9 protein-coding genes are annotated in these 15,732 nt (G+C 41.5%); 2 read left to right on the top strand and 7 right to left on the bottom strand.

Annotated elements, in window-relative coordinates; translation table 11 throughout:
* Positions 1-12: 12 nt before the first annotated feature.
* Genes UYI_RS0100380 through cas10 form a run of 7 tightly spaced genes read right to left on the bottom strand, consistent with a single transcriptional unit; the run spans position 13 to position 7,800 of the window.
* Positions 13-633: a hypothetical protein gene (locus tag UYI_RS0100380; RefSeq protein WP_016864711.1), complete on the bottom strand. Its 621-nt coding sequence runs from the start codon at positions 631-633 to the stop codon at positions 13-15.
* 10 nt (positions 634-643) lie between these two features.
* Entirely contained in the window at positions 644-1,516 is an 873-nt protein-coding gene (gene csx7 / locus UYI_RS0100375) for a type III CRISPR-associated RAMP protein Csx7 (protein ID WP_016864710.1), read from the bottom strand.
* Between the two features lie 44 nt (positions 1,517-1,560).
* Positions 1,561-2,877 (bottom strand): TIGR02710 family CRISPR-associated CARF protein, encoded by a 1,317-nt coding sequence (locus UYI_RS0100370; protein WP_016864709.1) that lies wholly within the window; start codon positions 2,875-2,877, stop codon positions 1,561-1,563.
* Between the two features lie 36 nt (positions 2,878-2,913).
* Positions 2,914-3,327: a hypothetical protein gene (locus UYI_RS0100365; RefSeq protein WP_016864708.1), complete on the bottom strand. Its 414-nt coding sequence runs from the start codon at positions 3,325-3,327 to the stop codon at positions 2,914-2,916.
* Positions 3,324-4,694, bottom strand: a complete 1,371-nt coding sequence (csx10, locus tag UYI_RS0100360) for a type III-D CRISPR-associated RAMP protein Csx10 (protein WP_026085660.1) — start codon at positions 4,692-4,694, stop codon at positions 3,324-3,326. Before csx10 ends, UYI_RS0100365 begins: the two co-directional genes overlap by 4 nt.
* On the bottom strand, positions 4,691-5,404 hold the full coding sequence (locus UYI_RS0100355; RefSeq protein ID WP_016864706.1) for an RAMP superfamily CRISPR-associated protein: 714 nt from the start codon (positions 5,402-5,404) through the stop codon (positions 4,691-4,693). The genes csx10 and UYI_RS0100355 overlap by 4 nt, the downstream gene beginning before the upstream one ends.
* Positions 5,401-7,800, bottom strand: coding sequence for a type III-B CRISPR-associated protein Cas10/Cmr2 (cas10, locus tag UYI_RS0100350; RefSeq protein WP_016864705.1), 2,400 nt, complete (start codon positions 7,798-7,800; stop codon positions 5,401-5,403). The genes UYI_RS0100355 and cas10 overlap by 4 nt, the downstream gene beginning before the upstream one ends.
* A 244-nt stretch (positions 7,801-8,044) precedes the next feature.
* On the opposite strand from cas10, the gene UYI_RS36305 reads away from it, so the two are divergent.
* Positions 8,045-8,419, top strand: coding sequence for a hypothetical protein (locus tag UYI_RS36305; RefSeq protein WP_157226270.1), 375 nt, complete (start codon positions 8,045-8,047; stop codon positions 8,417-8,419).
* Between the two features lie 608 nt (positions 8,420-9,027).
* Positions 9,028-15,657, top strand: a complete 6,630-nt coding sequence (locus UYI_RS0100340) for a HAMP domain-containing protein (protein WP_016864703.1) — start codon at positions 9,028-9,030, stop codon at positions 15,655-15,657.
* The last annotated feature ends 75 nt before the right edge of the window (positions 15,658-15,732 follow it).

Genomic DNA, 15,732 nt, shown 5'->3' with positions numbered 1-15,732 from the left:
AAAAAATCAAGCTTAAGCAGCTACCAGATTATTTAGCTGCAAATCACACTGTTGGAAAATGTAATTAACAGCAGCAAACAATGTATCTAGTTCCTGAATACTATAAAAAGTTAGATTTTTGGTAAATTTTTCTGATTCTAATTTACCAAACTGCCAGCGATCGCCATTAGAAACAATTCCAAATATAGTGATGGCAAATTCATTATTTAGTTTCTGTGCTGCGATCATCTCAGCAATACATTGCGCCCATCCAGCCTCAAAGTTATCCTGTTTTGCTTCTACTAAGATGAAATATGGCTTATCAAAAACTACTTTCCCTAAAGGCGACCTTTTCGCCAGGATATACTCTGGGAAACCTGACAAATTTTCATCATAATTAAAGGATTGGTGACTCCACAAAGTAAATCTGCTACTGTAGCGTTTCCATACTTCTTTTAAAACTGGGTAGATCAAATTTTCGCACACAGCAAATTCTGAGTTATTAACCACTCCTTCTCGCATCACTGTTTCTAAGTCCTCCCGGAAATAGTCAGAGACTTGAAACTCAACTTCACCCATAAAATTTGATTCAGTATAGGTGACTTGAAATGCTTTGAGAACTTCACCGATAGTTTTGTAGTTACTGAAAGCCATATTGACCTCCTCAAGTATTTGGCTGAACAGTGGTAGATTGCTTAGCTATATTTTCTCTGAGATAAGTAATAAGGTCATGAGTCCAAATATCTTTAAACTGTTTACCATCTGCATAGCTGGAGATAGTATCAGTCGTATGATTACTGACTAATTCTTGTAAGTATGTCAATAATTTTTCTGGATCTTTATCAACATCAATCCAGTCCATTTTGTCTATTTCCAGTTTAACCACACCCAAACCACGAGAACGTCCACCACCCAAAGGTATCTGTTCTGTTTCAAATTGATGCAAGCCGATCATTAGTAGTCCTAATTCCCAAGGTTCAGCATTTTCCACTACAGCCTGAAATTCAAATTGCGTACCACCGGGAACTACTTGGAAATCATAAAGTTTACCATCTGCTGCTGTTTCTGTGTCGCGATCAATAGCGACGCCATCTCTTTCTTGGTATTGTCCAAACCAAGTATTAGTTACTACTGTTAAATCTCGGACTTGGAATTTACTAGCAATCCAAGGAGAACCGAACAGGTGAGAAATTAAATCTGTATGCTTGATAATTTCCGCAGTTAAAGCCTCATCGTTATCAAAAGTCTCTTTTAACTGCTTCATTTCCTGAGATGTAATTGACCATTCATCTTCGTTTGCGGGGTTGGCGACTAGTTTGCGATCGCTTCCTACAATTCCTCTGAGAAAACTTTCGAGACGCGATCGCATTGCACCTTTAAAGCTAGAACCTGGGATGAGTGGATTACCCAAAGCATCTTTAATGACTGGTAAATCAGATCCTATGGGTTCACTAGAACGACCTGCACTAATTCTTAATGCGGTGATTGTAGTGAGTTTTCCTATAATTTGCAAGCGATTTTTGAAAGTATCGAACATAGTTTCTAATATTTAGATTACTTTGAAAATATTTTAGATATGCCTTAAATTTCTAGGGTAGTGGGAAATTGTGGCGATTGTAATTTCAATTTATGTGGAGTAACGGTCTCAATAGCAGATTGGATAAAATTTACAAATACTTTACTTACATCCTCATAATCACTACTAGTAATTGGTTGAAATCCATGAGCAAATAACGAGTTATTACGAACTTCTAAGGCATTAATAATTTTGTTTGCATTTTGCTGATAAAGTTGTCCTATTGGGTCATCAGGCAGTTTACTTAAAAGCTCATAGCTATCTTTCAAAGCCAGTTGAATTTTTTTCTTAACAGAAGAGCGTTTTTGCTCATATTCATCCCGCAAAGATTCCGGTAGTTGCTGAATATCAACGTCACCTGTTTTTATACCATATGATTTCAACAGACAAATTTGAGCTAATAATTCTAAAGCTCGGTAAAGTCTACCAACTGCATCATCGTAACGCTCTTGAGCAGCACGTCGTTCTGCATTTAGTATTAAGTCTTGGACAATCTCATAACCGTGTCCTACCGTACTATTACTAAAATCAAACTTTTCATCGATCTGTCCTCGACTGTTAATCACACGCTTAAGAAATAACCCCAGTTGTCGAATTTCAGGGTATTTCATCTGAGACTCAAAAAATTCCAAAGCCTCCCTATGTTCAAATCGATCCCAGGCATCCAACCCACAGCAACAAGCATATAAGGTTCGAATTTGTCGTCTAGTCTCAGGTGGCAATTCCATTGATGACAGAAGTCGCTTTAGTTGAGCGATCGCTGCTGGATAGTTGTATTGTTGTAAGAAAATTGGTAAGAATTGTCCAAGGGTGCGCTGTGCAACTACGGGTGCTACTGTTGCCTGTCCAGGCAATTCTCCTCTTTCGATCTTAATAATGTTTGTTCGGACAGTCGTAGTTACATATAATGTGACTTGATAATCAAGAGCAGCCATTGCCAATCCTACAGACATAGATTTAGTGCCGCCTGTATAATCAGCCATAGTTTGAGCATCTGGTAACTCTTGCTGAATACTCCGAATACATAATGAGGTTTTCAGATAGCATTCTGATAAATCATCTGGTTCTTGAATTAAAATTAAATCTCGATCTTGTTGAAAGCGATCGCTTAATCCTACTTGTGTAGGAATATTAGGTAATCTTTCAATTACTTCTGTTCCACGTCGGACTTCACAGGGAGATCCTTCTCCTATTACTTGGGATTTACTGCCTTTACTACCATCAGAACACACAAAGATAACGCGATCAGGTTGAAGAGCACGAATTGCAGTCACAATCGGTTGATGAGAATCACCAACTGTCACTAAAAGAATTTTTGGCATACTAAAATAAGCTCCTAGTTAACTTTGCTTATATTTTTATACTTGAATACCATCGCGCTTATATTTGAGATATCGTGCGCCATAGCCTAAATAACGGCGTATCATCTCTAACCAAATTGGTTTAAAATCGCTTTGACAAGATTTAGCAATTTCTTGGGCTTTTTTCTGAATATTACCATCAATATCTTCAATAATTTTTTCAGCTAGTGATTCTTTGCCTCTACCCCATTTTTTATCTCTACCAACTTGATAGCGGATGAAATTTTTAATTACTTCTGCACTATCAGTTGTGTCAGAAAGTCGTACTAAGTTACGAAATTGTGATTCTTCTAAGTCTCCATATTTTGTGTTATCTAAAGCAGTTTGAATCCAGACAACTAGCTCATCTTCAGCTTGAAGAATTCCCTTTTGAATCTTGAGTTGTTTTTGTGGATCTGATTGTTCACTCATTTAGCTTTCTCCCGAAATACACTATGAAATTCGTTACTAATTTGTATTTGTCCAAAACCTTCAGAGGTGCGATCGCCTACTCCTTTTAGTTCTAAATCCTTTAATTTTTCTAACCATAAATCCGGTTTATTTGTACTAAATAAATATACAGAGCCTCTATTAGTGACTAATTCTATATCTTTCATTAGTCCCCAAGCTGCATTCCAACCAGAACGATAGTTATAGCTGCTATATGCTACTTCTAACTTAAGAAAATTATCTTTTTCATCCCTATCTAGTTGCAAGAATTCATTCTCTAATTCTACAAATTGACACAACATTTCTGTGGAAATTACCGTGGTGTGTCGCCAATTGTCTGTAAGAATTGCGTCAGCTTGCAGGTCAAGAGTAAAATAAGTGCGATTTTCTAATAGATTTTTTTCGGGTTCACCAAATACTGACCACAATTCCCAACGTTCTTCAAGTTGTTTGTTAAATTCAGTGACTCTTGCTTTGATATCTGCTGAGTGTTCCTCTATTTTTGCTTGAATTACAACCTTGCCTAAACCTCGTGAAGTTGCACCACCTAAACGAAAATTCTCAGAATTTTGATTGATAAAATTACTCAGAGATTTGGCTAATTCTGGATTTTGAACTAAAACTGAACTTCGATAAACAACAGGATGCCAGTTTTTAGAATTTGTATTGGAGTCTTCAACAAATGACTCATTTAAAACTTCAATGCTGTAAAGGATATCATCTTCTGATGTGGCTCTGCGGCGATTAATTCCAACTCGTGTTAGAAAGCGAGTGCTAATAGAATGACTGCGGTATTTATATTTGATTTTGCTGTCGTTAGTTTTACTGTAGAAGCTGCTGTATGGTTCAACCCGTGCATCTGTTTTCTCTTCCAGAGATTTTGGATCGCTAGGGTCGTAAGGATAATTGTATGCATCTGCACAAAAGCGATCTATTAGTGTATCAAAAACTCCGTTACCTTTGGGTAAAAAACCTGGATTTGTTTTAGAACTAACTGCTGTTGCAGGTAAAACCATAACTTCATCATTCACAATTCTGGAAATGAGGTCAGACTTAGTTTTACCAGAATTGGACTCATCTGCAATCTTAGCTACGGCTGGATAAGCATTTTGAAAAATGGCAGGTTCATCACCTAAAAAAAGTGATTCAAAGTCACCGCCGCCTAATACTAAATTTTGTTCTGATATGCCTGGTATTTGTTGATTAGATAGTTGTAGAATTTGAGATGCGATCACGCCTCGAATTACTGAACCAGGAATATGATCTTCGGCTTCACTCACTGAACCAGGTTTTTTCCCAGTGATCGCTAATGGAGACAAAGCTGTAATCTCTAATATAATTCGCATCATACTTTTGCCTCTGGTATTAACAATTTCCAGGTTTGATCATCTTTTGGTAGTGTTTCGAGTTCCTTCCATTTCAACCAACCCAACCCAACAGATTTACTACCACCCAAAGCATGGATATGGCGCAAAGCAGCTAAAATCAAGGGTTTGGCATATTCTGGACATTCTGGAAGTAAATGAATCTTCCCAGTAAATTCCAGTTGATTATTAGCTGGGGAAGTTTCTAAAAAGTAGAGTTTTTGTTCTTCTGCGGTGCGACGGCGACGGTTGATGGTGACACCAGGACGTAATACCTCTGGTAAGTCTTGTCGTTCGATGTCACAAATGAGATCATCAACCACAATGCGTGATGGAAGTATAGGATTACCGAAGATTTTGGAAATAAAACAGTGATAGCCTTGATAACCAGCTAGTTGATAATCAGACTTAAATCTAGGATTAACTTGTGCTTCTGTTGGACAAAGTGTTTCTGCTTTGGGTGATGCAAATATTTGCCATCCTAATCCTCTTGCTAGCTTTTCGCATTCATGGCGTAATCTACCCTTTAATTGAGAGGCAGGAATAACTAGTTGTCCTTTAGCATTGCGGACTATGGGTTTGTCTGCAAGGGAACTATCAGAACCACCAGCACCAACACACAATGCAGTATCAATTACTGCGATGAGTTGAATAGTTTGAATTTGATTTTGAGGTAAATTCTGCAAAAAAATCATGTTGACGAAGTCTGTTGTTGTAACTGTGATGGATTAGAAGTGTTATGTGACTTTTTAATAAAAGGATATAAATCGACTAAATCTCGCCAAATAGTTTCATAAGTGACTTTTTCTTGAGATCCTTGTTTGTCCTCTTTTAAAGACATCCAAGGTGCAAGATTTCCGTTGTTATTTTGTTGCTTTGGTTTGCACCATGCATCTTCAAATTGAGTTTTCAATAAATTCTGAGCGTTTTTGTTAGTTAGTCGCAGTCGAAAATAACGATAGTTGAGTATTGCTGTCTGTTTACCTCGTTCTAGTAGATTACGAATTTGGTAGAGTTGCGATCGCGGAAATTCTGCATCCTTTAAAACCTGAGCAGTTTCCAAAAGTCCACCCAGTTCGTGTAAAGTATAGGGTACAGCATATAGCTTGAGTTTTTGCTGTCCTTGTCCTGATTTGATTAATCCCTGAGAACGAAATTCCCCAATATTAGAAGAAATCATCGTTACAGCTTTCATCACCAAAAAGTCAACTGTTCCGCCATAATAATTCTGTTTTCTGAGGTCTTTGGCATATTTTTTAGCAGATTTCAACAATTGACTAGTAAGTTTTTCTGCATAGTAAATTGGTGTGTCTTCAGCAGTAATTAACACCCCTGTTGACATACTTAATTTACATTGTTTCTCATCTGTAATTATTTTTTTGCCATGATAGCGATGCACCAATTGTGGATTATAATTCTTGTCCGATTTGTAACGTTTTCCTTTGTTTAAAAGTTGTCTTTCAAACTCTTCACCAATTGTTTTAGCGATAGCAAGTGCTTTATCTGCTGGCACAATCAACATCACATCATCCCCACCAATAGTTAAAATTTCAAACGGATGAATCCACACTTCTTTTGTACTTTTTCTTTCTGCTTGCAACTTTGAATTTAATTTGTGGGGTTGAAGATGTTTTGTTAAAGCTGCATAAACTGATTTTTCTGTAGCATCAGAAATATCCCGGCTAAAGCGTTGATAGTCTTCCGGATTTTTGATTTCTTTTTGGATGTAACCTCCCATGTTGTTTCCATCTGCATAAATATAAGCAATAAAGCCATTTGGAGCGCTAGCATCGCCAATTTCTCTAACAGAAAGTGCTTCTTTAACTCGGCTGGGGTGAAGATTTTCGGAACGGATTTTACCGTAGTATTTGTGGGGAGTATCATGTAAATATTGCTCAAACTTGTCAACCCAACTTTCTACTGCATCCTCACCAGGTTCCCAGGCAAAACCTGCCTTTTCATACCATTTTTTTGAACTATTGTCTCTTTTAGCTATTTGTCCTACGTATCTCTTCCTTGCGGATGCTTCTGAAAACCACGGATCGTCAGGAAGTCCCTCACTTGGATCGTCGGGAGAACTTTTCGCTTGGATAATAGCAGAACGACGATCGCCTTCATCTCGCTTTAAGTAGGGATGAGTTTCAAACATAGGCGGATAACAACGCAAGCTTCTATCACTTTCCTGCAATTTATTGCCATTCCGCCTTTGATTAAATTTTGCTGCTAACTTTCCAGCCAATTCATTAAATGTTTTGCGTTCTTTAAAAGCTTCTTCGGAATTTGTGTCAGGTTGAGCAAAATAAGCGTGAATTAATTGATTATCTAGATTTTTTAGATATTTTTCTAACCAGAATGTCTCATTATTTAATTCATCTGGCAACAAGCCAAATTGGATTTCTAATGGCTTAAATTTTCCTCCCACCGCGCAGGAATTAGCTGTCAAAGTTTCTTCTGTATAACGTTTTTCAATCGCATTAGCTAAATCATCAACAAAAGCAGCAGGACAAAACGCCAGAATATTTCCACCTGTAGAATAAATAATTAACTCTGGAATCAATGCTTGTGAAAGTTGAGGGAAGTTTTCTGGTTTATCTAACCAATTTTCTCTGACTTTTTTGCAGTAATTTTTTGCTTGTTGACATTGAGGATAATCAGGATGTTGTTCACAACCAAAAAAAGCAGGCAAATCAACTAAATTAATTCTGTCAAGTAATGCTGATGCACCGCGAATATCCGGAAGTTTAGCCGCTTCAAATACATACTGTTTAATCTTGGTCGCACCACCGTAAACTAAGCCAATGCGAGTCTGCTGTTTCCATAATTCAGGATAATCATTGTTTAATTCATCAAGGGTTTTGGGAAAATAACCTTCAGGGATGCTTTGCAGTTGTTTAACTTGCTCAACAAGGGATTTGGTTATTTCTGGTACTTCTTTCCCTTCATGCAAAGCCTGTCGCATTTGTTGCAACACACTTAAAGGAAACTGAGGTTGCTTTTTGTCTCCCCAAGCTAGACACCAGCAAAGCGCTATCGTGATGCTATTGGGATTGTTGACTTGTAATGTAGCTTTAGTCGCAGTTGAATCAGTCATTACACTTTATATATATAGTGGTTTTACTGAATGTATCAAATTATAGTCTACGTATGGAATCAGCCCTTTCCAGATCCTAGCCAAAATACTAGAGACTCCACTTGTTATGTAAAAAAATTACAAAATATTTATAAGTATAGAAGTCTGCAAACACAGGTTAAGCGATCGCCCACTCGAAAAGCCGTTACAATTCCTGATAGGACAGCGCATTTCCAAGCGATCGTAATGTTGAGGAAGCGCTGCGATGGATACCGGAAGAGAACGGTATAAAAGCCGAGAAGACGGACGCAAAACCATTTCGGCAGACGCAAAAACCATTTCGGCAGACGCAAAAACCATTTCAGCGAACTCAAAAACCATTTCGGCGAACTCAAAAACCATTTCAGCGGACGCAAAAATCATTTCGGCGAACTCAAAAACCATTTCAGCGGACGCAAAAATCATTTCGGCGAACTCAAAAACCATTTCAGCGGACGCAAAAATCATTTCGGCGAACTCAAAAACTATAACTTCTTCCTCAGATCCCACTATTTATACCGTTTATCCAAAAAATAGACTTCTTGCAAAAGTCGAATCAACCCCCCTCGATCCCCCCGTGATCGGGGGGAAGAAATCTTAACTCCCTCCCCGTTTCGCTTAGGGTTGGGGAGGGGTTCTTTTATTTTTGCAAGAGGTCTATTGTTTATAGAGAAGCGATACAAATGAATCTATCTGTGTTCATCTGTGTTCATCTGTGTTCGTTTTCCTTCACTGAAATTAATCACAAACCGTTATATCTTTAGATATATCGAACACCGATACACACCGATGAACACAGATGTAGACACGCAAGTGGCTTAGGTATAGGATACACCCATCGAACACCGATTCATCCTAACCACAAGCATATCGCCTTATTCAAGGTGTTCGATTTCCACCATAATATTTATGTCGTGGTTAATTTAAATTTAGAAGCGATCGCTTTGTTCAAATCACTTTCTCCAACTTGTTTTTTTAACTTTATAAAAATTAATCATACCTTGGATAGATTTATATCTATTCCTTGATCGCGATTTTGAGAAATTTCGTTATAGTCTATACATCTAAAGTCTGCATAGCCAGCTGACGAAGAGCAAAGTTACCCTGACATGACTAATTGGGTGGTATACCTTTTATGAGCAGAGTGTGATTGAAACTAGTAGCAGGCTATAGCAGAAAGAGTGTATAATTTACTTTGAAGCCATCAGTATGCCCACTGAACAGTTAACCAAAGAAAGCGATAATTTAGATCTAAGACAACTGCTCAGAACACTGTCAGCAGTCAAAAAAGGCGACTTTTCGGCACGGATGCCTATCGACCAAACTGGTATGGCAGGAAAAATCGCCGATACACTCAACGATATTATTGAGCAAAATGAACGGCTAACAGCAGAATTACAACGGATTGGGAAGGTTGTTGGTAAAGACGGCAAAATTAGCGAACGCGCTTCTTTGGGTAATGTGCGTGGTGGGTGGTCTGCCTGTGTTGATTCTGTGAATACATTAATTACTGACTTAGTCCAGCCTACAGCTGAAACAGCGCGGGTAATCAGAGCAGTGGCAAATGGTGATCTTTCCCAAACCATCGCCCCAGAAATGGACGGTAGACCCCTCAAGGGAGAATTTCTCCAAACTGCCCAAATGGTCAACACAATGGTGGGTCAGTTGAATGGGTTTGCCAGTGAAGTGACACGGGTTGCCAGGGAAGTCGGAACCGAAGGTAAACTCGGCGTACAAGCACAAGTTCCAGGAGTGGCAGGTACTTGGAAGGATTTAACCGATAGCGTTAACTTGATGGCAGGAAATTTAACTGCCCAAGTCCGTAATATTGCGGAAGTGACGACAGCAGTAGCCAACGGCGACCTCTCCAAGAAAATCACGGTTGATGTTAAGGGTGAAATTCTGGAGTTGAAAAACACTGTCAACATCATGGTGGATCAACTCAACTCCTTTGCAAGTGAAGTGACGCGGGTTGCTAGAGAAGTGGGTGCAGAAGGTAAACTCGGTGGACAAGCCCAAGTGCCGGGTGTGGCAGGGACTTGGCGAGACTTGACGGAATCTGTGAATATGATGGCAGGAAATTTAACTGCCCAAGTCCGTAATATTGCGGAAGTGACGACAGCAGTAGCCAACGGCGACCTCTCCAAGAAAATCACGGTTGATGTTAAGGGTGAAATTCTGGAGTTGAAAAACACTGTCAACATCATGGTGGATCAACTCAACTCCTTTGCAAGTGAAGTGACGCGGGTTGCTAGAGAAGTGGGTGCAGAAGGCAAACTCGGTGGACAAGCCCAAGTGCCGGGTGTGGCGGGTACGTGGAAAGATTTAACAGATAGTGTTAACTTCATGGCGGGTTCCTTGACGGCACAGGTACGGAACATCGCCGAAGTGACGACAGCAGTAGCAAATGGTGATCTTTCCAAGAAAATCACTGTCGATGTTAAAGGCGAAATTTTAGAACTCAAGAACACCATCAACACAATGGTGGATCAACTCAACTCCTTTGCAAGTGAAGTTACCCGGGTGGCGAGGGAAGTAGGAACCGAAGGAAAACTCGGCGTCCAAGCAGAAGTGCGGGGTGTGGCAGGCACTTGGAAGGACTTAACCGACAGCGTCAACATGATGGCTGGTAATTTGACAGGGCAAGTCCGTAATATTGCAGAAGTAGCTACAGCCATTGCCAACGGTGATCTTTCCAAGAAAATTACGGTTGATGTTAAAGGCGAAATTTTGGAGTTGAAGAACACCATCAATATCATGGTGGATCAGCTTGGTTCCTTCGCATCTGAAGTGACGCGGGTTGCTAGGGAAGTGGGTTCGGAAGGAAAACTCGGTGTACAGGCAGATGTCAGAGGTGTGGCGGGTACGTGGAAAGATTTAACAGATAGCGTTAACTTCATGGCGGGTTCGTTAACGGCACAGGTGCGCAACATTGCCGAAGTGACAACCGCTGTGGCAAATGGCGACCTTTCCAAGAAAATCACCGTCGATGTCAGAGGCGAAATTCTGGAGTTGAAAAACACCATCAATACGATGGTGGATCAACTCAATTCCTTTGCTGGTGAAGTGACGCGGGTTGCTAGAGAAGTAGGTGCAGAGGGTAAGCTGGGCGTACAAGCGGAAGTCAAAGGCGTTGCAGGTACGTGGAAAGATTTAACAGATAGCGTCAACTTCATGGCGGGTTCGTTAACAGCACAGGTGCGGAACATTGCTGAAGTGACAACCGCTGTGGCAAACGGTGATCTTTCCAAGAAAATCACCGTCGATGTCAGAGGCGAAATTCTGGAGTTGAAAAACACCATCAATACAATGGTGGATCAGTTGAGTTCCTTTGCGTCAGAAGTGACGCGGGTGGCGAGAGAAGTGGGAACCGAAGGGAAACTCGGTGTACAGGCAGAAGTCAAAGGTGTTGCCGGCACTTGGAAAGACCTCACCGGGGCAGTGAATATGATGGCAGGCAACCTCACTGACCAAGTACGGAATATTGCAGAGGTGGCCACAGCGATCGCTAACGGTGATCTTTCCAAGAAAATTACTGTGCAGGTGAAAGGGGAAATTTTCGAGTTGAAGAACACCATCAATATTATGGTGGATCAACTCAATTCTTTTGCATCGGAAGTAACGCGGGTTGCTAGGGAAGTAGGTTCAGAAGGAAAACTCGGCGTCCAAGCAGACGTCAAAGGTGTGGCGGGTACGTGGAAAGATTTAACAGATAGCGTCAACTTCATGGCGGGTTCCTTGACAGCACAGGTACGTAACATTGCCGCAGTCACAACAGCTGTGGCAAACGGTGATCTTTCCAAGAAAATAACCGTCGATGTCAAAGGCGAAATTTTAGAGTTGAAGGACACCATCAATACAATGGTGGATCAACTTAATTCCTTTGCATCAGAAGTGACGCGAGTGGCGCGGGAGGTAGGAACCGAAGGCAAACTCGGCGTCCAAGCAGAAGTGCGGGGTGTGGCGGGTACTTGGAAAGATTTAACAGATAGTGTTAACTCAATGGCGGGTTCCTTGACTTCCCAGGTGCGAAATATTGCCGAAGTGACAACGGCGGTAGCTAATGGTGATTTGTCCAAGAAAATAACCGTCGATGTCAAAGGCGAAATTTTAGAGTTGAAGGACACCATCAATACAATGGTGGATCAACTTAATTCCTTTGCATCGGAAGTCACACGGGTTGCGAGGGAGGTGGGAACTGAAGGGAAACTGGGTGTACAAGCTTATGTTAGAGGTGTAGCTGGTACTTGGAAAGATTTGACCGATAACGTCAACTTAATGGCAGGCAACCTGACAGCACAGGTGCGCAACATTGCCGAAGTGACAAAAGCGGTGGCAAATGGCGACCTCTCCAAGAAAATTACTGTTGATGTCAGGGGCGAAATTTTAGACTTGAAAAACACCATCAACACAATGGTGGATCAGCTAAGTTCCTTCGCATCGGAAGTAACGCGGGTTGCGAGGGAGGTAGGAACCGAAGGCAAACTCGGCGGTCAAGCCCAGGTGCAAGGCGTAGCAGGCACTTGGAAAGATTTAACCGACAATGTCAACTCAATGGCGAGTAACTTGACGGCACAGGTGCGAGGCATTGCCAAAGTGGTAACGGCGGTTGCTAACGGTGACTTGAAGCGGAAATTAATGCTAGATGCCAAAGGTGAAATTGAAGCTTTGGCAGAAACCATTAATGAGATGATTGATACCCTAGCGATCTTTGCCAACCAAGTGACGACCGTGGCACGGGAAGTGGGTATTGAAGGTAAATTAGGCGGACAAGCGAAAGTCCCCGGGGCGGCTGGTACGTGGAAAGATTTGACCGACAACGTCAATGAACTGGCTGCCACACTGACTACCCAGCTACGGGCGATCGCAGAAGTTGCAACTGCGGTGACTAAGGGTGACTTAACCCGGTCAATTGCTGTGGAAGCTTTAGGTGAGGTTGCCATCCTTAAAGACAATATCAACCAGATGATCGCCAACCTGCGCGAGACTACTCAGAAAAACACCGAACAAGACTGGTTGAAGACCAACCTGGCCAAGTTTACCCGGATGTTACAAGGTCAGCGCGACCTGGAAACTGTATCCAAACTGATACTTAGAGAGTTAGCGCCCTTAGTTGGGGCAGCCCACGGCGTCTTCTACATCATGGAAAATGCGGATAATCATCAGTATTTGAAATTACTGAGTAGCTACGCCTATCGCGAACGCAAACATCTAGCTAACCGCTTCCAATTGGGTGAAGGCTTAGTCGGACAGTGTGCTTTAGAAAAAGAACGCATTCTCCTAACAGAAGTACCGCACGACTATATCAAAATTAGTTCTGGTTTAGGTGAAGCAAGCCCAGTTAATGTTGTAGTGCTACCTGTACTATTTGAGGGACAAGTCACGGCGGTAATTGAACTTGCTTCCTTCCGGCGCTTTAGCGAAATTCATCTGACATTTTTTGACCAACTCACAGAAAGTATTGCGATCGTCTTGAACACCATCGCTGCGAGTATGCGTACGGAAGAGTTACTCAAACAGTCCCAGTCTTTAGCTGAGGAATTGCAAAGTCAGCAAAACGAACTACGAGAAACCAATAAACGCCTCGAACAACAAGCCCAAACCCTGAAAGCATCGGAAGATTTACTCAAGAAACAGCAAGAAGAATTACAAAAAACCAACGCCGAACTCGAAGAGAAAGCAGAACTCTTAGCTGTACAAAACAAAGAAGTAGAACGCAAAAATCATGAAATCGAACAAGCTAGACTGTCATTGGAAGATAAAGCTGAACAACTAGCCCTATCTTCTAAATACAAATCTGAGTTTCTCGCCAATATGTCCCATGAATTGCGGACACCACTCAACAGCTTGTTGATTTTGGCTAAGTTATTAGCAGACAACATTGAAGGCAACCTCAACGAAAAGCAAATCGAATACAGCCGCACAATTTACTCCGCCGGCAACGATTTGTTGTCCTTAATTAACGACATTCTCGACTTAGCCAAAATTGAATCGGGAACTATGTCTATTGATATGGATCAGATGCGATTATCTGATCTGCGCGAACAGGTGGAACGCACATTTAGGCAAGTCGCAGTAGACAAAGGATTGAATTTCACAATTGAATTACACCCAGAACTACCGCCGACAATCTATACTGATGCCAAACGGCTGCAACAAATCCTCAAAAATCTACTGGCAAATGCTTTTAAATTTACAGAAAGAGGTGAAGTTAGCCTACAAGTATTTGTAGCCAACCAGGGATGGAGTTCTGACCAAGAAACCTTGAATCGTGCTAATAGAGTAATAGCTTTTGCCGTTAGGGATACAGGTATTGGTATCGCCCCTGAAAAACAAAAAATCATTTTTGAGGCTTTCCAACAAGCAGACGGTACTACCAGCCGTAAATTTGGCGGTACAGGATTAGGTTTGTCCATCAGTCGAGAAATTACTCGTTTGTTTGGTGGAGAAATTAAACTAGTTAGTCATCTGGGTGAAGGTAGTACCTTTACCTTATATTTACCCCAACCACTTTCTGGTGCTGGGGAGATGGGGAGAACCGGAGATGGGGTGAAGTCTTCTGTCCACCACCCCACCACCCCACCACCCCATCACACTCCCCCTACTCCCCCCACTCCCCTGATCTCCACTCCAGTCATTGATGACAGAGACAACATCCAACCGGGCGATCGCACACTATTAATTGTGGAAGATGACACTAAGTTTGCCCGGATTCTCTTGGAGATGGTACGACAAAATGAATTTAAGGGCATTGTTGCCCATAGTGGCAATACAGGTTTAGCATTAGCCCAAGAATATCAGCCTTCTGCCATTATCCTGGATATTCGTCTGCCAGGGATGGATGGTTGGGCGGTGCTAGATCGTCTCAAACATGACGCCAACACTCGTCATATCCCCGTACATGTGATGACTGTAGAGGAAGGGAAACAGCGCAGTTTACAACAAGGTGCGATCGCTTATTTGCAAAAACCGATTAGCAGTGAGACACTACACCAGGCACTCACTAAAATTAAAGGTTTTGTGGAACGACGTGTCAAAAATTTACTAGTTGTAGAAGATGATGAAAATCAACGTCTGAGTATTGTGGAGTTAATTGGTAATACCGATGTTGCCACTACTGCTGTTAGTACTGCTAGTGAAGCATTGCAAGCCATACGAAACGGCCAATTTGATTGCGTAGTCCTCGATTTAGGACTACCAGATATGAATGGCTTTGAATTGATTGAACAAATCAAGCAATCCCCCAATGGCGAAGCCCTACCGATTATCGTCTACACAGCCAGAGAATTGACGAGGGCGGAAGATGTGCAGCTGCGGCGCATCGCCGAGACAATTATTGTGAAAGACGTGCGATCGCCTGAACGTCTTTTAGATGAAACTGCTTTATTCTTGCATCGTGTGCAAGCCGATTTACCTGCACCTAAACGTCTAATTCTTGAACAATTACAAAATTCTGACTTCCAACTGGCAGGTAAAAAAGTTTTAATTATCGATGACGATGTCCGCAATATCTTTGCTTTGACTAGTATGTTGGAACGTTATCAAATGCAGATTTTCTATGCAGAAAACGGTAGTGATGGCATAGAAGTTTTGCAAAACAATCCCGACACTAATGTTGTGTTGATGGATGTAATGATGCCAGAAATGGATGGTTACGAAACCACCCGCCGCATCCGCGCTAACCCCAATTTTAAATCTCTACCGATTATTGCCTTGACTGCCAAAGCAATGCAAGGCGATCGCGAAAAGTGCATTGAGGCTGGTGCGTCTGATTACATCACCAAACCTGTCGATATTGAACAGTTGCTTTCACTATTACGTGTCTGGTTATATAGGTGAACAGTTAACAGTTATCAGTTATCAGCACCTTAATCTCCGCCTGCCTTGAAACTCATCAACAAGATCCCCGACTTC

The organism is Fischerella muscicola PCC 7414 (genome assembly GCF_000317205.1).
Classification (GTDB): domain Bacteria; phylum Cyanobacteriota; class Cyanobacteriia; order Cyanobacteriales; family Nostocaceae; genus Fischerella; species Fischerella muscicola.
Note: the sequence above shows the minus strand (reverse complement) of the source record. Positions and strands in the feature narration are given on the sequence as shown.

Excerpts from the sequence above, each read along its gene's own strand:
- cas10 (WP_016864705.1), bottom strand. The coding sequence starts at position 7,800 with ATGACTGATTCAACTGCGACTAAAGCTACATTACAAGTCAACAATCCC.
- UYI_RS0100380 (WP_016864711.1), bottom strand. The coding sequence starts at position 633 with ATGGCTTTCAGTAACTACAAAACTATCGGTGAAGTTCTCAAAGCATTT.
- UYI_RS0100340 (WP_016864703.1), top strand. The coding sequence starts at position 9,028 with ATGCCCACTGAACAGTTAACCAAAGAAAGCGATAATTTAGATCTAAGA.
- UYI_RS0100370 (WP_016864709.1), bottom strand. The coding sequence starts at position 2,877 with ATGCCAAAAATTCTTTTAGTGACAGTTGGTGATTCTCATCAACCGATT.
- UYI_RS36305 (WP_157226270.1), top strand. The coding sequence starts at position 8,045 with ATGGATACCGGAAGAGAACGGTATAAAAGCCGAGAAGACGGACGCAAA.
- csx10 (WP_026085660.1), bottom strand. The coding sequence starts at position 4,694 with ATGATGCGAATTATATTAGAGATTACAGCTTTGTCTCCATTAGCGATC.
- csx7 (WP_016864710.1), bottom strand. The coding sequence starts at position 1,516 with ATGTTCGATACTTTCAAAAATCGCTTGCAAATTATAGGAAAACTCACT.
- UYI_RS0100355 (WP_016864706.1), bottom strand. The coding sequence starts at position 5,404 with ATGATTTTTTTGCAGAATTTACCTCAAAATCAAATTCAAACTATTCAA.
- UYI_RS0100365 (WP_016864708.1), bottom strand. The coding sequence starts at position 3,327 with ATGAGTGAACAATCAGATCCACAAAAACAACTCAAGATTCAAAAGGGA.